12 protein-coding genes are annotated in these 19,615 nt (G+C 59.3%); 6 read left to right on the top strand and 6 right to left on the bottom strand.

What is annotated here, in order from left to right:
* Positions 1–41 precede the first annotated feature (41 nt).
* Both lolD and ACM6IN_RS07550 read right to left on the bottom strand, forming a co-directional pair.
* Positions 42–740: a lipoprotein-releasing ABC transporter ATP-binding protein LolD gene (gene lolD, locus ACM6IN_RS07555; RefSeq protein ID WP_007910506.1), complete on the bottom strand. Its 699-nt coding sequence runs from the start codon at positions 738–740 to the stop codon at positions 42–44.
* On the bottom strand, positions 733–1,983 hold the full coding sequence (locus ACM6IN_RS07550; protein WP_007910504.1) for a lipoprotein-releasing ABC transporter permease subunit: 1,251 nt from the start codon (positions 1,981–1,983) through the stop codon (positions 733–735). The genes lolD and ACM6IN_RS07550 overlap by 8 nt, the downstream gene beginning before the upstream one ends.
* 94 nt (positions 1,984–2,077) lie before the next feature.
* Here ACM6IN_RS07550 and ACM6IN_RS07545 point away from each other — a divergent pair, with 94 nt between their 5' ends.
* Both ACM6IN_RS07545 and ACM6IN_RS07540 read left to right on the top strand, forming a co-directional pair.
* Positions 2,078–2,659 (top strand): PilZ domain-containing protein, encoded by a 582-nt coding sequence (locus tag ACM6IN_RS07545; RefSeq protein ID WP_007910502.1) that lies wholly within the window; start codon positions 2,078–2,080, stop codon positions 2,657–2,659.
* Between the two features lie 15 nt (positions 2,660–2,674).
* Positions 2,675–3,397, top strand: coding sequence for a glycerophosphodiester phosphodiesterase (locus tag ACM6IN_RS07540; protein WP_007910500.1), 723 nt, complete (start codon positions 2,675–2,677; stop codon positions 3,395–3,397).
* Positions 3,398–3,439: 42 nt separating this feature from the next.
* On the opposite strand, the gene sthA is transcribed toward ACM6IN_RS07540, so the two are convergent.
* Together sthA and ACM6IN_RS07530 are read right to left on the bottom strand one after the other, a co-directional pair.
* Positions 3,440–4,834 carry a Si-specific NAD(P)(+) transhydrogenase gene (gene sthA / locus ACM6IN_RS07535; protein WP_007910498.1) on the bottom strand — a complete coding sequence of 465 codons (1,395 nt, stop codon included), beginning with the start codon at positions 4,832–4,834 and terminating at the stop codon, positions 3,440–3,442.
* Between the two features lie 197 nt (positions 4,835–5,031).
* A complete protein-coding gene (locus tag ACM6IN_RS07530; protein ID WP_414915736.1) occupies positions 5,032–6,018 on the bottom strand; it encodes an FAD:protein FMN transferase in 987 nt (328 codons plus the stop codon).
* Between the two features lie 120 nt (positions 6,019–6,138).
* Here ACM6IN_RS07530 and ACM6IN_RS07525 point away from each other — a divergent pair, with 120 nt between their 5' ends.
* Positions 6,139–7,440, top strand: coding sequence for an MFS transporter (locus ACM6IN_RS07525; RefSeq protein ID WP_016986740.1), 1,302 nt, complete (start codon positions 6,139–6,141; stop codon positions 7,438–7,440).
* 182 nt (positions 7,441–7,622) lie between these two features.
* Here ACM6IN_RS07525 and ACM6IN_RS07520 read toward each other — a convergent pair whose 3' ends face one another.
* On the bottom strand, positions 7,623–9,086 hold the full coding sequence (locus ACM6IN_RS07520) for a glyceraldehyde-3-phosphate dehydrogenase (RefSeq protein ID WP_414915691.1): 1,464 nt from the start codon (positions 9,084–9,086) through the stop codon (positions 7,623–7,625).
* A 354-nt stretch (positions 9,087–9,440) separates the two neighbouring features.
* Between ACM6IN_RS07520 and mfd the strand changes: the two genes are divergently transcribed.
* From mfd to ACM6IN_RS07505, 3 genes are read left to right on the top strand one after another with little or no spacing between them, the layout of a single operon-like run.
* A complete protein-coding gene (mfd, locus tag ACM6IN_RS07515) occupies positions 9,441–12,890 on the top strand; it encodes a transcription-repair coupling factor (protein ID WP_007910487.1) in 3,450 nt (1,149 codons plus the stop codon).
* A gap of 10 nt (positions 12,891–12,900) precedes the next feature.
* Positions 12,901–13,467: a CsiV family protein gene (locus ACM6IN_RS07510; protein ID WP_095114304.1), complete on the top strand. Its 567-nt coding sequence runs from the start codon at positions 12,901–12,903 to the stop codon at positions 13,465–13,467.
* Positions 13,468–13,478: 11 nt separating this feature from the next.
* A complete protein-coding gene (locus ACM6IN_RS07505; RefSeq protein WP_007910485.1) occupies positions 13,479–16,169 on the top strand; it encodes a DEAD/DEAH box helicase in 2,691 nt (896 codons plus the stop codon).
* A gap of 148 nt (positions 16,170–16,317) precedes the next feature.
* Here ACM6IN_RS07505 and ACM6IN_RS07500 read toward each other — a convergent pair whose 3' ends face one another.
* A complete protein-coding gene (locus tag ACM6IN_RS07500; RefSeq protein ID WP_414915690.1) occupies positions 16,318–19,611 on the bottom strand; it encodes an SNF2-related protein in 3,294 nt (1,097 codons plus the stop codon).
* Between the last annotated feature and the right edge of the window lie 4 nt (positions 19,612–19,615).

The raw sequence follows: 19,615 nt of genomic DNA, 5'->3' as shown, positions 1-19,615 counted from the left end.
TAAAAGACCCGACGCCTTTACAGACGTCGGGTTTCAGCCAATCAGATAGGCGTGAGGCAGCCTTCTTGCAGGTGCAAGACGCGGTCCATCTGGCGAGCCAGGTTCATGTCGTGAGTCACCACCAGGAACGCCGTGCGCATCGAGGTGCTGAGTTCCAGCATCAAATCCTGAATGCCCTGGGCGGTGTGGGAATCGAGGTTGCCGGTTGGCTCATCGAGCATCACCAGGCCTGGCTTGTTCACCAGGGCGCGAGCGATGGCCACACGTTGACGCTCGCCACCGGACAGTTCCGCCGGCTTGTGCTCCAGACGATGACCGAGGCCAACGCGCTCCAGCAGTGCCGTGGCACGCTGACGGGCTTCCGGGATCGGCGTCTTGCCGATCAGCAGCGGCATGCAGACGTTTTCCAGTGCGGTGAATTCCGGCAGCAAGTGGTGGAACTGGTAAACGAAACCGAGCGCACGGTTACGCAACAGGCCACGCTTCTTCTCGCTCAGTGCCGACAACTCTTCGCCGTCGAGCCAGACGCTACCCTTGGTCGGCGTGTCCAGACCACCAAGCAGGTTGAGCAAGGTACTTTTGCCCGAACCCGAGGTGCCGACGATCGCCACACGCTCGCCCGGGTGCAACTCCAGTTGCAGGCCGGCCAATACCTCTACCGATTCCGGGCCTTCCTCGTAGGATTTGCCCAGATTACGGCAGCTCAAGATTGCTTGTTCACTCATGCCCGACTCACTCATAACGTAGCGCCTCCGCCGGCTGGGTGCGCGCGGCACGCCAGGCGGGATACAGGGTGGCGAGGAAACTCAGAACCAACGCCGCCGCGCAGACCATGACCACATCCTGGCTCTGCACCTGCGACGGAAGATAATCAATGAAATACACGTCAGCATTAAGGAATTTGTGGCCGATCAGGCCTTCCAGTGCCGAGATCGCCGCGCTGACATTAAGCGCCGCGAAAATCCCGACCACCGCACCAATAGCCGTGCCGACCACACCGATCACCGTGCCTTGCACCATGAACGTGCGCATGATCGTGCCCGGCGTCGCGCCCAAGGTGCGCAGAATGGCGATGTCGCCCTTCTTGTCGTTGACCACCATCACCAGCGTGGAAATGATGTTGAACGCCGCCACGGCGACAATCAGCAACAACAGCAGACCGATCATGGCTTTTTCCATGCGGATCGCCTGATACAGATTGCCGTGGGTGCGCGTCCAGTCGCGGGCGTAGTAATGATCTTCGCCGAGTTGCTGGGCGATGTTCCATGCCACGCGTGGTGCCTGGAACAGGTCGTCGAACTTCAGGCGGATGCCCTGCACCTGATCAGGCTTCCAGCGGTGCATCTTCGCCAGATCCTGCAGGTTGGTGACGCCCAGATAGCCATCGAGCTCGCCGGCGCCGACATGAAAAATGCCGACCACGGTGAAGCGCTTCATGCGCGGGAACATCCCGGCCGGGGTCACGCTGACCTCCGGCGCGACGAAGGTGACCTTGTCACCGATGCCCACGCCGAGCTTGGTCGCGGCCTTGTCGCCGATGACGATGCCGAAGCTGCCCGGCGTCAAATCGTCGAGTTTGCCCTGCTTCATGAAGTTGTCGATGATCGACACGTTGCGCTCGAGCGCAGGGTCGATGGCGTTGAGCAACACCTTGGACACCTGACCGTTATTGGTCAGCAGGCCCTGCATCTGGGTGAACGGCGCAACCGCCGTCACCTGCGGGTTCTGCTTGACCTTGTTGGCCAGACTTTGCCAATCGTTGATCGGCTCAGTGGATTCAATGGTCGCGTGGGGCACCATGCCCAGCACGCGGGTGCGCATCTCATGATCGAAGCCGTTCATCACCGAGAGCACGACGATCATCACGACCACGCCAAGGGCGAGCCCGATCATCGAAGTCAGGGAAATGAATGACACAAAATGATTGCGACGCTTTGCACGGGTATAACGCGTGCCGATAAATACGAAGAGAGGTCTGAACATGTCGGGGCTTGTTCGGAGGGAAAAGGAACGTCCTTGTGGCGGGGGTCGATAACCAGCTTTACACTCAGACCACCGCCGCTACCATGGGTTCGCCATGTCGACATTAGATGAAGAAGATCGCCGCGAATACTACCGTATCGAGGACACGATCGCACTGGAAATTCGGCCCCTGTCCGCTCCCGAAGCCGCAGGCCAGGAAGTGTTGCAGGATGCTTCCCCGCTGTTCAACCTGCTCAGTGAACTGCACCTGAGCGAATTCGAGTCGCAGCACCTGTTGCGCCAGATCAGCGAGCGCGACCGGGCCATCGCCGCGTTCCTGAAATCGCAGAACAAACGCATAGACCTGCTCAGCCAAGTGGTCGCCCTGACCGTGCTCGGCCATATCGGCGAGCCGCAACCGGTGATCATTTCCGAGGGCGGGATCGACTTCCAGCACCCGACGCCAATTGCCACCGGCGCACACCTGTCGGTGAAACTGGTGCTGATGCCGCAAGCGCTGGGCCTGCTGCTGCGCGCCCGCGTCACGCATTGCGATCGCAAGGGCGAAGGTTATGACATAGGCACCGAGTTCGAACACTTGACCGACGCCCAGCGCCAGTTGCTCGCCCGCTACATCTTGCAGAAGCAGGCCCAGGAACGACGTCTGGCCCGCGAACAGAACGAATCAGGCATTTAAATTTAAGGAAGAACCGTGACCCTCATCTACGGCCACCGCGGCGCCAAGGGCGAAGCACCGGAAAACACCCTGAGCAGTTTCCAGGAATGTCTCAAGCACGGCGTGCGCCGCTGCGAACTGGATCTGCACCTGTCCAAGGACGGCGAGTTGATGGTCATTCATGACCCGACCCTCAAGCGCACCACGGAACGGCGTGGCAAGGTCGTCGAGCACACCGCGGCCGAGCTGGTGACTTACGACGCGCGCAAGGGCGGCCCGGGCTGGATCAAACCCTGCCCGATTCCGACATTGGAAGAGCTGTTCGAAAAATGCGATTTCGAGCACTGGCAACTGGAAGTCAAAAGCGCTTCGCGTACTCGCGCAGCAACCACCGTGCTGGCGATTCGTGAAATGGCCCAACGGCATGGCCTGCTCGACAAGGTGACGATCACCTCGAGTTCGCGGGAAGTGCTGAAAGCGGCGCTGGATCTGGTGCCGGACGTGTCGCGCGGACTGGTGGCCGAATACGCCTGGCTCGACCCGCTGAAGGTCGCGGCCAGCTATGGCTGTGAGATTCTTGCGCTGAACTGGACGCTGTGTACGCCGGAACGCCTGCAGAAGGCGCAGCGTCAGGGGCTGCATGTGTCGGTGTGGACCGTCAACGAGCCTGCGCTGATGCGCAGACTCGCCGACTTCGGCGTTGACAGCCTGATTACAGACTTTCCCGGTTTGGCCACTGCCACCCTCGAGAATTGCTGAAATCGGTCTCCCCGGCCGGCTCAGGCCACCGGCCGGAGCCCGTCAAAAAAGCCGGTTGAGGCCGTCGTACGCCGCTACCCGATAGGCTTCGGCCATGGTCGGGTAGTTGAACGTCGTGTTGACGAAGTACTTCAGGGTGTTCAGTTCGCCCGGCTGGTTCATGATCGCCTGACCGATGTGGACGATCTCCGACGCCTGATAACCGAAGCAGTGAACGCCCAGCACTTCCAGGGTTTCACGGTGGAACAGGATTTTCAGCATGCCTTGCGGCTCGCCGGCGATCTGTGCACGCGCCATGCTCTTGAAGAACGCCTTGCCGACTTCGTACGGCACTTTGGCCTGGGTCAGTTCCTGCTCGTTCTTGCCGATCGAGCTGATCTCCGGAATGGTATAGATGCCGGTCGGCACGTCATTCACAAAGCGCCAGCTACCGTTATCAACAATGCTGCCAGCAGCCGAACGACCCTGGTCGTGGGCGGCACTGGCCAGGCTCGGCCAGCCGATCACGTCACCGGCACCGTAGATGTTCGGCACGCAGGTGCGGTACGCCTCGTCGACTTCGATCTGGCCACGGCTGTTGACCTTGACGCCGATGTTTTCCAGACCCAGCGTGTCGGTGTTGCCGGTACGGCCGTTGCACCAGAGCAAGGCGTCGGCTTTGATCTTCTTGCCGGACTTCAGGTGCAGGATCACCCCGTTGTCGACGCCTTCAACGCGATCGTAATCTTCGTTGTGGCGCACGGTGATGTTGTTGTTGCTGAAGTGGTAGCTCAACGCCTGGGAGATTTCCGAGTCGAGGAAGCTCAGCAACTGACCACGGTTGTCGACCAGCTCGACCAGTACACCCAGACCGCTGAAGATCGATGCGTATTCGCAACCGATCACGCCGGCGCCGTAAACGATCAGTTTGCGCGGGGTGTGATTGAGGCTGAGGATGGTGTCGCTATCGTAGATACGCGGGTGGTGGAAATCGATGTCCGCCGGACGATAAGGACGCGAGCCAGTGGCGATGATGATGTGCTTGGCCACCAGTTTTTCGACCACACCGTTGGCGCAGACCACTTCGATGGTTTGCTCGTCGGCGAAGCTGCCGGTGCCAAAGAACACGTCGACGCGGTTACGGGCGTAGTAGCCGGTACGCGAAGCGACTTGTTTGGAAATAACCTTTTCAGCGCTTTTCAACACGTCCGGGAAGGAGAACCAGCGTGGCTCGCCGATCGCCCGGAACATAGGATTAGTGTTGAACTGCATGATCTGCCGCACCGAGTGACGCAGTGCCTTGGACGGGATGGTGCCGAGGTGGGTGCAGTTGCCGCCGACCTGGCGACGGCTGTCTACCATCGCGACCTTGCGCCCTGCTTTGGCGGCGTTCATTGCCGCGCCTTCTCCCGCCGGGCCGGAACCCAGCACCACCACGTCGTAGTTGTAGACAGCCATGCGTACTCCTCAGAACAGGCCGCGGTGCCAGCAGCACCGGCGGCTAAATCACGCCGAACGGCGGCGCGAAGGAACAATTGGGGGTCAATCAAGAACCCGGACACAGTCTATAGAAGCGTCAACGCCGCGCACATTAACCCTTGGTCGCGTCGTAGGCTACTTTTGCCTGCACTACAACGCCAGCTTTCGTATTGTTCTCAGTCAGTTTTTTCGCCACTGAGGCGTTCGAAAGCCTTGTTGGTGCGGACGACAAAACCTGTATCGGCACGAATCACAAAGAATGCACCAATGTCATGCTTTTCGGCATAGTCCCAGGCCCTTTCAGGGCCGAGAATCAACAACAGCGTCGATAGTCCATCGGTCATCAACGCTGAAGGATGAATCACCGTGACTGACGCCAGATCGTGTAGGACAGGTGCACCTGTGTGCGCATCGAAAGTGTGGGAATAGCGCCGACCGTCCTGCAGGAAATAGTTGCGGTAGTCGCCGGAGGTGGAAACGCTGTAGCCGTCGACATTGATGATGCGCTCGGCGACCTGTTGATCGTCACGGGGCTCTTCAAGAGCAATGCGCCACGGTGAGCCATCAAGCTTTCTGCCTTTGGCTTTCAACTCACCCGTGGCTTCAGCGAGGTAATCGTGGATACCCAGGGCGTCGAGTCTGGCCGCGATGGTGTCGACGGCATAACCGGCGGCGATGCTATTGAAGTCGACCTCGACGGCGGCGTCTTTGCACAATTGATCGCCATTGACGTGCAGGTGCTGATGACCGACCCGCTGCATCACTTCGGCCAGCGCAGCGGCGTCAGGGACTTTTTCCTCGCGGCCTTGTGGCCCGAACCCCCAGAGGTTCATCAGCGGTTCGACGGTCAAGTCGTAGGAACCTTCGCTTTGCGCTGACAGTTGTTCGCCAACTCGGACCAATTCGAGTACCGACCCAGGCATTTTCTGACAGCTGTTGGCGGGCAAAGCGTTGAAGCGCTCGATATCCGAATCATTGCGATAGGTGGACAACTGTCGATCGACTTCGCCGAGGATGCCCTCCACTTCACTGCGAACCTGCGTCGCTTCAGGCATGCCGGCGTGGCGTACGTACTTGATCGAATACGTACTGCCCATGGTAGGCCCGCCGAAGCTTTCCATGGACTCGCCATTACCGCAGCCAGCCAATACGCCAGCCAGCATCACAAGCCAAAACAAGCGTCCAGTGAACAATTATTCATCTCTCCGTAAAACCGCGGCGGCCATTATGAATTAAAGGATCTGCAACATCTTTATACAAAATCCAATAGCGAGTACCTGAACATGTCCTCCACCACGGGCAAAGGCAAAGCGATCTTTCGCGTTGTCAGCGGCAACTTTCTCGAAATGTTCGACTTCATGGTCTACGGCTTTTACGCCACGGCCATCGCCAAAACCTTCTTCCCCACCGACAGTGCCTTCGCTTCGCTGATGCTTTCACTGGCCACGTTTGGTGCCGGTTTTCTGATGCGTCCATTGGGGGCGATATTCCTCGGCGCCTACATCGACCGTCATGGCCGTCGCCAAGGCTTGATCATCACGTTGGCGTTGATGGCTGCCGGCACGGTGCTGATTGCCTGCGTTCCGGGCTATGCGACCCTTGGCGTCGCTGCGCCATTAATCGTACTGTTCGGTCGCTTGTTGCAAGGCTTCTCGGCCGGCGTGGAGCTGGGTGGTGTGTCGGTGTATCTGGCAGAGATCGCCACACCGGGCCGCAAGGGCTTCTTCGTCAGTTGGCAGTCGGCGAGTCAGCAAGCGGCAGTGGTCTTCGCCGGATTGCTCGGTGTGGGTCTCAACCATTGGCTGAGCCCGGAACAGATGGGTGACTGGGGCTGGCGCGTGCCATTCCTGATCGGCTGCATGATTGTGCCGGTCATTTTCGTGATCCGTCGCTCACTGGAGGAAACCCCAGAGTTCCAGGCCAGAAAACATCGCCCTACCCTGCGGGAAATCGTCCGCTCGATCGGTCAGAACTTTGGCATCGTCATCGCAGGCATGGCACTGGTGGTGATGACCACTGTTTCTTTCTACCTGATCACCGCGTACACCCCGACATTCGGCAAGGCTGAACTGCACCTGTCGGACTTCGACGCGTTGCTGGTTACCGTGTGCATTGGCCTGTCTAATTTTTTCTGGTTGCCGGTGATGGGTTCAGTGTCCGACAAGATCGGACGTAAACCCCTACTGCTCGCGGCGACGATTCTGGCGATTCTGACGGCCTACCCTGCCCTGTCGTGGCTGGTGGCGAACCCGAGTTTCAGCCATTTGCTGATCGTCGAGTTGTGGCTGTCGTTCCTGTATGGCTCGTACAACGGCGCGATGGTGGTGGCGCTGACCGAGATCATGCCGGTGGAAGTACGTACGACCGGCTTCTCGCTGGCCTACAGCCTGGCGACAGCGACGTTCGGCGGTTTTACCCCGGCGGCGTGTACGTATCTGATTCATGTGCTGGATAACAAGGCTGCGCCGGGGATCTGGCTCAGTGGTGCGGCGGTGCTGGGGTTGATTGCGACGCTGGTGTTGTTCCGGGGCAATAAGCATGAACTGCGCACGGCGCAGGCAGCCATACCCGGCGGCGCCCGATAGGACGCCATCGCTGGCAAGCCAGCTCCCACAAGTTTATTTGGCGGTTACACGATTGCATTCACACCCCAAGACCCTGTGGGAGCTGGCTTGCCAGCGATGAGGCCGCAACAGTCAATCGAGATTTAGCAGGCATAAAAAAACGCCCCGACCTAGGTCGGGGCGTTTTCATGTGCAGCTATCGCTTAGCGCGGGAACGCTGGCGGGTTTACACCAGCCATGTCTTCCATCACGCGGATAACCTGGCAGCTGTAACCGAACTCGTTGTCGTACCAGACGTACAGAACAACGCGGTTGTCCTGAACGATGGTCGCTTCAGCGTCGACCACACCGGCGTGGCGCGAGCCCACGAAGTCGGTCGAAACCACTTCCTGCGAGTTAACGAAGTCGATTTGCTTGTGCAGATCGGAGTGCAGCGCCATGTAGCGCAGGTACTCGTTCATTTCTTCACGGGTGGCGGCTTTCTCAAGGTTGAGGTTGAGAATGGCCATCGATACGTTCGGCGTCGGAACACGGATCGCGTTACCGGTCAGCTTGCCGGCCAGCTCAGGCAGGGCCTTGGCAGCAGCGGTGGCAGCACCGGTCTCGGTGATGACCATGTTCAGCGCGGCGCTACGACCACGGCGATCGCCCTTGTGGAAGTTGTCGATCAGGTTCTGGTCGTTGGTGTACGAGTGAACGGTTTCAACGTGACCGTTGATGATGCCGAACTTGTCATTCACCGCTTTCAGCACCGGCACGATGGCGTTGGTGGTGCAGGAAGCGGCGGAGACGATCTTGTCATCAGCGGTGATTTCACCGTGGTTGATACCGTGAACGATGTTCTTCAGCTTGCCTTTGCCAGGCGCGGTCAGAACAACGCGATCGATACCCGGGCACTGCAAGTGCTGGCCCAGGCCATCAGCGTCACGCCATACACCGGTGTTGTCCACCAGCAGCGCGTCTTTGATGCCGTACTGGGTGTAATCCACCTCGGTCGGGCTCTTCGCGTAGATCACCTGGATCAGGTTACCGTTGGCGGTGATGGTGTTGTTTTCTTCGTCGATGGTAATGGTGCCGTTGAACGAACCGTGTACCGAATCGCGACGCAGCAGGCTGGCGCGCTTGGTCAGGTCGTTGTCGGCGCCTTTGCGCACGACGATGGCACGCAGACGCAGACCGTCGCCACCACCGGTTTTCTCGATCAGGATGCGCGCCAGCAGACGGCCGATACGACCGAAGCCGTACAGCACAACGTCAGTGCCTTTACGTGCGGAAGCGTTTTGCTGGCCAACCACGTCAGCCATTTCTTCACGAACGAATTGCTCGGCGCTGCGGCCGTTGCCTTCGTTGCGGAATTTGAACGCCAACTTGCCCAGATCTACCGAAGCCGCGCCGAGCTTGAGCTCGCTCATGGCTTTGAGCAGTGGGAATGTTTCGTGGACGGAGAGTTCGCTGTCGTCGGAAGAACGGTGGCGCGCAAAGCGGTGAGCTTTGAGAATCGCGATGACAGACTGGTTGATCAGGCTGCGGCCATAGATCGAGCTCACCACGTTGTTATTGCGGTAGAGCTGACCGATTAGCGGAATCATCGCTTCTGCGAGTGCTTCACGGTCGATCCATTCACCAAGACACTGGTCGGGCTTCTGAGTCACGGTAACCTTCCACATGTAGGGGCAGAAAAAAGGGGCTACATTATGCCGCCCACAACCTCATTCAGCAATGCGCGCTTGTCGCGAAATCGGTAACAAAATTCCTTTCAAAAAAATCACACCTCGCGCCAGCCCAGTAAATACGCGGCTTCCAGCGCTGTCAATTTTTCGACGACTGTTAGACGATGTCTGTAACCCTCCGTAACACCAACCACTTTTGGCACTACATAATCGCTAAAAAAGCGCTGGTTTTTATGGTTACCACTACATTTCTCGCAAACATCGAAGATAGACGTAGTCTGCAACTGACAGGCGACACCGGACGCCGCTACAATTACCGACTTTGTCGCAAAGCCTGGAGCTCAACCTTCCGTGCCCGTTCTGCGTCTACCGCAACTCCCTGCCGAGGCAGGTAAACAGCATTGGGGCAATTTGCCCGGCGCTGCCCTCAGCCTGGCGATTGCCGAGGCTGCCAGCGCTGCCAAGCGCTTCACCCTGCTACTGACCGCCGACAGCCAAAGTGCTGAACGACTGGAACAGGAGCTGAGTTTCTTCGCCCCGGATTTGCCCGTGCTGCATTTCCCCGACTGGGAAACCCTGCCCTACGACCTGTTCTCGCCGCACCAGGACATCATTTCCCAGCGCATCGCCAGCCTCTATAGGCTGCCGGAACTGGCGCATGGCGTGCTGGTGGTGCCGATCACCACAGCGTTGCACCGCTTGGCGCCGACCAAATTCCTGCTTGGCAGCAGCCTGGTGCTGGATGTCGGGCAGAAACTCGATGTCGAACAAATGCGTTCGCGGCTCGAAGCCAGCGGCTATCGTTACGTCGACACGGTGTATGAGCACGGCGAGTTCACCGTGCGCGGTGCGTTGATCGACCTGTTCCCGATGGGCAGCAAACTGCCGTATCGCATCGACTTGTTCGACGATGAAATCGAAACCCTGCGCACCTTCGATCCGGAAAACCAGCGCTCCATCGACAAGGTCGAGTCGGTCAAGCTGCTGCCGGCCCGTGAGTTTCCGCTGCAAAAAGACGCGGTCACCCGTTTCAAGGCGCGCTTTCGCGAGCGCTTCGACGTCGACTTCCGGCGCTGCCCGATCTTTCAGGATCTGAGCAGCGGGATTACCCCGGCCGGTATCGAGTATTACCTGCCGCTGTTCTTCGACGAAACCTCGACGCTGTTCGACTACCTGCCGCAGGACACGCAAGTGTTCTCCCTGCCGGGCATCGAGCAAGCGGCGGAAAACTTCTGGAACGACGTGCGCAATCGTTATGAAGAGCGCCGCGTCGATCCATCGCGTCCTTTATTGCCACCGGCGGAATTGTTCCTGCCGGTGGAAGATTGTTTCGCCCGCCTGAAGAGTTGGCCGCGTGTGGTCGCCAGCCAACAGGATGTAGAAGGCGGTGCAGGTCGCGAGCGCTTCCCGGCACAAGCACTGCCGAATCTGGCGATCGAAGCCAAAGCCACACAACCGCTGGCGGCGCTGTCGGCATTTCTCGATGAATTCCCCGGTCGCGTGCTGTTCACCGCCGAGTCCGCCGGCCGTCGCGAAGTGCTGCTGGAGTTGCTTGAGCGCCTGAAGCTGCGACCGAAAACCGTCGACAGCTGGCCAGACTTCGTCGCGAGCAAGGATCGTCTGGCGATCACCATTGCCCCGCTCGACGAAGGCCTGATGCTCGACGATCCGGCGCTGGCATTGGTCGCGGAAAGTCCGCTGTTCGGCCAACGCGTGATGCAGCGTCGCCGCCGCGAGAAGCGTGCCGACGGCAATAACGATGCGGTGATCAAAAACCTCACCGAGCTGCGCGAAGGCGCGCCGGTGGTGCACATCGATCACGGTGTCGGCCGTTATCTGGGCCTGACGATTCTGGAAATCGACAATCAGGCTGCCGAATTCCTTACCCTCGAATATGCCGAGAACGCCAAGCTTTACGTGCCGGTAGCCAACCTGCATTTGATTGCACGCTACACCGGCAGCGACGATGCGCTGGCCCCGCTGCACCGCCTCGGCTCCGAGACCTGGCAGAAGGCCAAACGCAAAGCTGCCGAACAGGTGCGTGACGTCGCCGCCGAACTGCTCGACATCTATGCCCGTCGCGCCGCTCGCGAAGGCTACGCGTTCGCCGACCCGAAAGCCGATTACGCGACGTTCAGCGCCGGTTTCCCGTTCGAAGAAACCCCGGATCAACAATCGACCATCGAAGCCGTGCGCGAAGACATGCTCGCGCCGAAACCGATGGATCGACTGGTCTGCGGTGACGTCGGTTTCGGCAAGACCGAAGTGGCCATGCGTGCGGCGTTCATCGCCGTACACGGTGGACGCCAAGTGGCGATTCTGGTACCGACCACCCTGCTCGCCCAGCAGCACTACAACAGCTTCCGCGACCGCTTCGCCGACTGGCCGGTGACCGTGGAAGTGATGAGTCGCTTCAAATCGGCCAAGGAAGTCAACGCGGCGATCGCCGATCTGGCCGAAGGCAAGATCGACATCGTCATCGGCACGCACAAACTGCTGTCCGACGACGTCAAGATCAAAAACCTCGGGCTGGTGATCATCGACGAAGAGCACCGCTTCGGTGTGCGTCAGAAAGAACAGCTCAAGGCCCTGCGCAGCGAAGTCGACATTCTGACCCTGACCGCCACACCGATTCCGCGCACGCTGAACATGGCGGTGTCGGGCATGCGCGACCTGTCGATCATCGCCACGCCGCCGGCGCGACGCCTGTCGGTGCGCACCTTCGTCATGGAGCAGAACAAGAGCACGGTCAAAGAGGCCCTGCTCCGCGAACTGTTGCGTGGCGGCCAGGTTTACTACTTGCACAACGATGTGAAAACCATCGAGAAGTGCGCCGCCGACCTCGCCGAACTGGTGCCGGAAGCACGCATCGGCATCGGTCACGGACAGATGCGCGAACGCGAACTCGAACAGGTGATGAGCGACTTCTATCACAAGCGTTTCAATGTGCTGATCGCCTCGACCATCATCGAAACCGGTATCGACGTGCCGAGCGCCAACACCATCATCATCGAGCGCGCCGACAAATTCGGCCTAGCGCAACTGCACCAGTTGCGCGGTCGTGTCGGCCGTAGTCACCACCAGGCTTACGCGTACCTGCTGACGCCGCCGCGCCAGCAAATCACTTCGGACGCGGAAAAGCGTCTGGAAGCGATTGCCAATACTCAGGATCTCGGCGCCGGTTTCGTCCTGGCCACCAACGACCTGGAAATCCGTGGCGCCGGCGAACTGCTCGGCGATGGCCAGAGCGGGCAGATTCAGGCCGTGGGCTTCACGCTGTATATGGAGATGCTTGAACGTGCGGTGAAATCGATCCGCAAGGGCGAACAACCGAACCTCGATCAACCCCTCGGCGGTGGCCCGGAAGTCAATCTGCGGGTGCCGGCGCTGATTCCGGAAGACTATCTACCGGACGTTCACGCTCGCCTGATTCTGTACAAGCGCATTGCTTCGGCGACCGACGAGGAAGGCTTGAAGGATCTGCAAGTCGAGATGATCGACCGTTTCGGCCTGCTGCCGGAACCGACCAAGAATCTGGTGCGCATCACCGCGTTGAAGTTGCAGGCCGAGCAATTGGGCATCAAAAAAGTCGATGGCGGTCCGCAAGGTGGACGTATCGAGTTCGAAGCGCAGACGCCGGTCGATCCGATGACGCTGATCAAGCTGATCCAGAGCCAGCCAAAACGCTACAAATTCGAAGGCGCCACGATGTTCAAGTTCCAGGTGCCGATGGAACGCCCGGAAGAGCGCTTTAATACTGTAGAGGCGCTGTTTGAGCGCCTCCTCCCGAAATCTGTTTGAAGGACGCCCAATGCGCCTGTTTCGTTCGCTGACTTTGCTGCTCACCTTGGTAGCACCCTCGGTTTTCGCCGATGACCTGTATCAGGTCGAAATGATTCTGGTGCGCCAGAACGCCGTACCGGCCATCGTCAGCCGCGCCGCGCCGGAAGACTGGGCCGCTGGCGCCCAGCGCTTGGGCGACGACAGCAAGCGCACGCCTGCGCTGAATGACGTTGTCAGCAAGCTTACCGCCAGCGGCGACTACAGCGTGTTGATGCACAAGGCCTGGCAGCAAACCCTTGGCGAAGCACCGGCAAAAGTTGCGGTCAGCGACGGTCAGGAACAGTTCGGTCAGTTCCCGATCGAGGGCACGCTGGAAATGAAACTGGGGCGTTTCACCGACGTGAGCGCCGATTTCTGGGTCAACCAGATCGACAGCAACGGCATGGTCACTGCCAGCGAACGCCTGAAACAGGACAGCCACACCAAGAACGGCCAACTCAACTATCTCGACAACGGCCATCTGGCCCTGCTGATCAAGATCACTTCCCTGACCGCACCTGCGCCACGGGAAGCGCCTGAAGCGATTCCGGACTGATCGAAGTCCTTATGAACCCGCCGCTGAGTAAACCGTTGGCGCCCTCCTGGGTCAGCCGATTCAAGGAACAGAGCCTGGAACGTGGCCGACGCTACGCCCTGGAAAATCGAGTACGCATCGCCCAGGTCGGCGATGCAACGATCACCGCCAGTTGCGAAGGCTCTGGCGGTAACGTTTACCGTCAGACCATTCACCTGCGCGAGTCAGCCAAAGGCACCTTGCTGCTGGTCGATGCCGGCTGCACCTGCCCCGTTCGCAGCAACTGCAAACACTGCGCAGCGGTACTGCTGAAAGTGCAGGAAACCCTTGATTACCCCGCCGCTGCGAAAGACGCCGAGCTGTTGGAGAAACTTCAAGCCGTGCTGGAGAATCGTGGCCCGAAAGCACCGCCGCAAGTGCTGGTCGATAATGTTCAGCCGATGCCGCGGCTGTGGCTGGCCAGCGTCGAATTCAGCGCTTTCGAACCACGCAACGGCAAGATGCAGCGTTATATTCAGCATCGCGCGGCGCTGTCGTTCAGCTATCTCGACGAATACGTCAGCGGGCAGAAGAACAGCGACATTCTGATCCGTCAGGAAACCCAGACGCTGCGGATAAAACGTCACCCGGAAGTCGAACAGTCCTACCGCGAACAGTTAAGAATCCTCGGCTTTCGTATCGCCACTCGCCAGAGCAAAGCGCTACCGGAGAGCGCGGGCGAGCTGTACGAAATGGTCAACGACAGCGCCTGGCTGACGTTCACCCTTAACGATCTGCCGAAACTGCGAACGCAGGGCTGGGAATTGCAGATCGATGAAGAGTTCGGCTTTGACCTGACCGCTGTGGATGACTGGTACGCCACAGTCGAGCAGGCGCCGGAGCGTGACTGGTTTGATCTGGAGTTGGGGATCATCGTTAACGGTGAGCGCCTGAGCCTGCTGCCGATCCTGCTCAATCTGATGCGCTCGCATGCGGAGATTCTCAATCCCGAACGCCTTGCGCGCCGTCGCGATGACGAGCTGATTCTGGTCAACGTCCCACAACGCAACATTGAGCACGGGCCACTGCAGGTGGCGTTGCCGCTAGGCCGGCTGAAACCTGTGCTGATGACGCTCGGCGAGTTCTATTTGCAGGAGCCGGGCGAAACCACCCTGCGCCTGAGCAAGGCGGACGCTACGCGACTCAACTCGCTGGAAGGCATTCCGCTACTGTGGGAAGGTGGCGAGCAGATCCGCACGTTCGCTCAACGTCTGCGCGACATTCGTGATTTCAGCGTTGAAGCGCCGAAAGGCTTGAATGCGACGCTGCGCCCGTATCAGCTTGAAGGCTTGAGCTGGATGCAATCGCTGCGACAACTGGAAGTCGGCGGGATTCTCGCGGACGACATGGGTTTGGGTAAAACCCTACAGACCCTGGCGCATATTCTCAGCGAGAAAAACGCCGGGCGTCTCGATCGACCGTGCATGGTGGTGATGCCGACCAGCCTGATTCCAAACTGGCTGGATGAGGCGGCGCACTTCACCCCGCAACTGAAAGTAGTCGCGCTGTACGGCGCCACTCGCAAGAAGCATTTTGACAACCTGGGTGACTTCGACCTGATCCTCACCACCTACGCGCTGCTGCCCAAGGACGTCGAACGGCTGGCCAAGCAGCCGCTGCACGTATTGGTGCTGGATGAAGCGCAGTACATCAAAAATCCGAACAGCAAAGCCGCTCAAGCCGCGCGCGAGCTTAATGCACGTCAGCGCTTGTGCTTGAGTGGTACGCCGCTGGAAAACCACCTGGGCGAGTTGTGGTCACTGTTTCACTTCCTGTTGCCGGGCTGGCTTGGCGACGTGAAAAGCTTCAACGCCGATTACCGCGTGCCGATTGAAAAGCGCGGCAGTGAAGTCAGACTTCAGCACCTCAACGGTCGGATAAAACCGTTTCTGCTGCGCCGCACCAAGGAACAAGTGGCCACCGAGTTGCCGCCGAAAACCGAGATCATCCACTGGGTCGATCTCAACGAAGCGCAGCGCGATGTGTATGAAACCATGCGCCTGGCAATGGACAAGAAAGTCCGCGACGAGATCACCCGCAAAGGCGTGGCGCGCAGCCAGATCATCATTCTGGAGGCGCTGCTCAAGCTGCGTCAGGTTTGCTGCGATCTGCGCCTGGTCAACGACGCCACCCTGCCCGCTCGCGGCAGCACCTCCGGCAAGCTCGACAGCTTGATGGAAATGCTCGAAGAACTGTTCGAGGAAGGCCGGCGGATCCTGCTGTTTTCGCAATTCACCTCGATGCTGTCATTGATCGAAGACGAGCTGAAAAAACGTAACGTTTCCTACGCGCTGTTGACCGGCCAGACCCGCGATCGACGGACGCCGGTGAAGGAATTCCAGAGTGGCAAGCGTCAGATCTTTCTGATCAGCCTGAAGGCTGGCGGTGTCGGCTTGAACCTGACGGAAGCGGACACGGTGATTCACTACGACCCGTGGTGGAACCCGGCGACCGAAAATCAGGCGACGGATCGTGCGTACCGGATTGGTCAGGAAAAGCCGGTGTTCGTTTACAAGATGATTGCCCGGGGTACGGTGGAGGAGAAGATTCAGCACCTGCAGAAGGAAAAGTCCGACTTGGCGGCGGGCGTGCTGGATGGGCGCAAGGCCGGGGACTGGAAGTTGCAGAGTGATGATATCGAAGCGTTGTTTGCGCCGCTGCCGGACAAACTCGACAAGCGTTGAGATTTGCGTAGCCGGTTAGATAGCTATCGCTGGCAAGCCAGCTCTCACAGGTATCGAGTTGGAACACAGTTTTGTGTACGGCTCAAAACCCTGTGGGAGCTGGCTTGCCAGCGATGGGGCCATCAGATATTGCTCTATTACTTAGGGCTCAGCCCTTGGCAACAGGCAACGGCGCAAACAGCGCCTCAATGTCACTCTGCTCCAGCTTCCAGCCACCCGTCGTCCCGCCTTCAAGCACCGCCCCGGCCAACGCTGCTTTCTCCTGCTGCAGCGCCTGTATTTTTTCCTCTACTGTGCCGCGAGCGATCAGCTTGTAAACGAATACCGGATTGTTTTGCCCGATTCGATAGGCACGATCGGTGGCCTGATTCTCCACTGCCGGATTCCACCAAGGGTCGAAATGGATCACCGTGTCCGCAGCGGTCAGGTTCAAACCGGTACCCCCGGCCTTCAGACTGATCAGAAACAGCGGCACCTTACCGCCCTGAAAGTCCTTCACTGGCGTGCGCCGATCCGTGGTGTCGCCGGTCAACAACGAATAGGCAATGTCACGTTGCTGCAATTCTTCCTCGATCAAGGCAAGCATTGAGGTGAACTGCGAGAACAGCAGGATCCTGCGACCTTCGCCGAGCAGTTCTTCGAGCATCTCCATCAAGCTGACCAGCTTGCCACTGCCGGAGCGCAGTGCCTTCGCCGTCAGCGGCATCTTGATCAGACGCAAGTCGCAACAGACCTGCCGCAGCTTGAGCAAGGCATCAAGAATGATGATCTGACTGCGCGCCACGCCACTGCGGGCAATTTCGTCGCGGACTTTTTTGTCCATCGCCACGCGCACCGTTTCATAGACGTCGCGTTGGCCGTCGCTGAGATCAACCCAATGGACAATCTCGGTTTTCGGCGGCAACTCGGTGGCCACCTGATCCTTTTTGCGGCGCAGCAAAAACGGCTTGATGCGCGCTGTCAGATGCTGCATGCGCTGAACATTGCCGTGCTTCTCGATTGGCGTGCGGTAATCGCGATTGAAGGACTTGCTGTCGCCAAGCCAACCGGGCATGAGGAAATGAAACTGCGACCAAAGCTCGCCCAAGTGGTTTTCCAATGGCGTGCCGCTCAGGCACAAGCGCTGGCGGGCCTGCAAGTCGCGTGCGGCCTGCGCGGCTTTGCTGATCGGGTTTTTGATGTTCTGCGCTTCGTCGAGAATCAGTACGCTCCACAGCTGCGGCTGCAAGGTCTCCAAATCCCTTGGCAGCAACGCGTAAGTGGTCAGTATCAGATCGTACTCAGCCAGATCAGCGAAATCCTTTTGCCGCCCCGAGCCGTGCAGCGCCAATACTTTCAACTGGGGGGTGAAACGCTCGGCCTCGTCGAGCCAGTTGGGAATCAGGCTGGTCGGCATCACCGCCAGAGCCGGACAATCAAGGCGACCGGCGTGTTTTTCCGTGAGCAGATGCGCCAGGGTTTGCAGCGTTTTGCCCAGCCCCATGTCATCGCCCAGAATGCCGCCGACCTCAAGCTCGCGCAGGGTCTGCATCCAGTTCAGGCCTTCGAGCTGATACGGGCGCAGTTGCGCGTTAAGGCCGGCCGGCGCAGCGACCTGGGTGTGACTGGAATTCTGCAAGCGCTTGGCGAAGGTGCGCAGCCGCTCGCCCCCCTGCCAATCCAGCGGCACGCCATCGAGCATACTCAAGCGCGCGGCATCCGGGACACTCAAACGCAGTGCATCGCCCTGATGGCCGCCCAGGTACAACTCGCCCAGCGTGGCCATCAGCGGCTTGACCCGACTCAGCGGCAGCGCGACCTTGGCGCCCGAAGAGTCACCAAAGCCGCTGGGCTTCAGTTCGATCAAGAGCTTTTCGTCATCGCTGCGCTGTGCCAGATTGACCGGGTCAAGCAAGCGCGGCTGGGTGCGCAACAAGTGCAGAAGGATTGGTAGCAAACTATAGCGCTGGCCATTGACGACGATACCCAACTGCAAATCAAACCACTGATGCCCAGCCTCTTCTTCGACCTCGGCGTACCAATGCTCAACCGGTTGCACATTGAAATGAAAGCCGGGACTCATCTCCACTTCCCAGTTCGAGGCGCGCAACGTGGCAAGCCCTTCGTGCATAAACCCGAGCCAGGCGGAATCATCCGGCAACGTGAACATCTCACCAGGACGATCCAGCGAGCTCTTGCGCGTGGCTTTCTTGAAGCCGAGCTTTTGCAGGATCTGGCGCAGTTTCTTTTCCACCGCCGGCTGGCGTTGAATGCGCTGGGTTTCGGTACCGTTGAGGATCATCACTTCCGGGTTGCGATCCACCGTCGGCTGGCCGTTGTAGGTAAACACCAGGGCAGCGCGGTGCTCCAGAACGTATTCCCAGCGCGAGCGCTCCCGACCGCTGACGAGAGTCAGTTGTGGCTGCGGTAATACGTCGTCGATGATTCGTTCGGTCAGTTGGTGTGGCGGCGGGATTCTCGTCGCGGCGCTCATGCGATGGCTGAACTGCATGGCCTGACGTGCCGGAATGTCCGGCGCCAGAGTCAAATGGCTGGCCAGTTTCTCTTCCAGCTCATTGAACAGAGGGCCAATCTGCCGCTGTTCACGATCCAGGTAATAAAGCGGCTCCAGCGCCAGCACAGTTTCCTGCGCCGCCTCGGCACTGCTCCACTGCGCGCGGAAACCGCCGTCGGCCTGCTCGGCCCAGGCGAACTGGCCGATGCGCTTCGCGCCCGGCACCAACGGTCGCAGATCCTCGAAATCGAGGAACAGCCGCGAGGTACGCAGGAGCATTTCCAGCAGTTCGGCGCCGCTGCTGCCTTCCAGCGGATAGCCGCTGTAATAGGCGTGGTGAGAGTGCATGGCAACCAGCAGCCTGGCGACACGCAGATCCAGCTCGGACAGGTAGCCGGGCTGACGCATGAGCATTTCCGCCAGCGAATACATCGGTTTGACTTCGCGTAACTCGCCGCTCTTGAGCTGGGAAACCTTGAAAATATCGAGCAGCCACTTGCCGCTCACAGGCGTTGGCTTGAGTTTGTAAAACAGGCGCGTGCCTGCGGTTTGCGCGCCTTCTTCGGCAGGCTTGGCCGGAACGGGGATGGTCGAAAGCCAATGTTCCAGCGCCCGCCCCAACGGGATCTGTGCGTCACTTTCAGACGCTTCATGATCACTGCCCTGCAGGTGATAGAGCACCGCAGCGCAGTGTTTGCAGTCGATTGAGACAGGACAGGTGCACAGGCAACGCAAGTTGACAGAACCCAGCCGATCTTCGGACAGGTAAATGGTTTGTTCATACGCCTGATTTTCCGAACCGACGCAGAACGCCTCAATCTTTCTGTCATCGATCTCGATGATCTCTACCCGATCATCAGCGGCATAAGCCCGAGCCTTGGCCAGCGCGCTGCTAGTGAATGCCCGGGGCCAGGCCAACGACTTAAGCCGTTCGATGAGAATGCTCATGGGC

This window comes from Pseudomonas sp. IT-P395, assembly GCF_949767675.1.
Taxonomy (GTDB): domain Bacteria; phylum Pseudomonadota; class Gammaproteobacteria; order Pseudomonadales; family Pseudomonadaceae; genus Aquipseudomonas.
The sequence above is the reverse complement of the archived record's forward strand: the minus strand, read 5'-3'. Positions and strand labels throughout refer to the sequence as shown.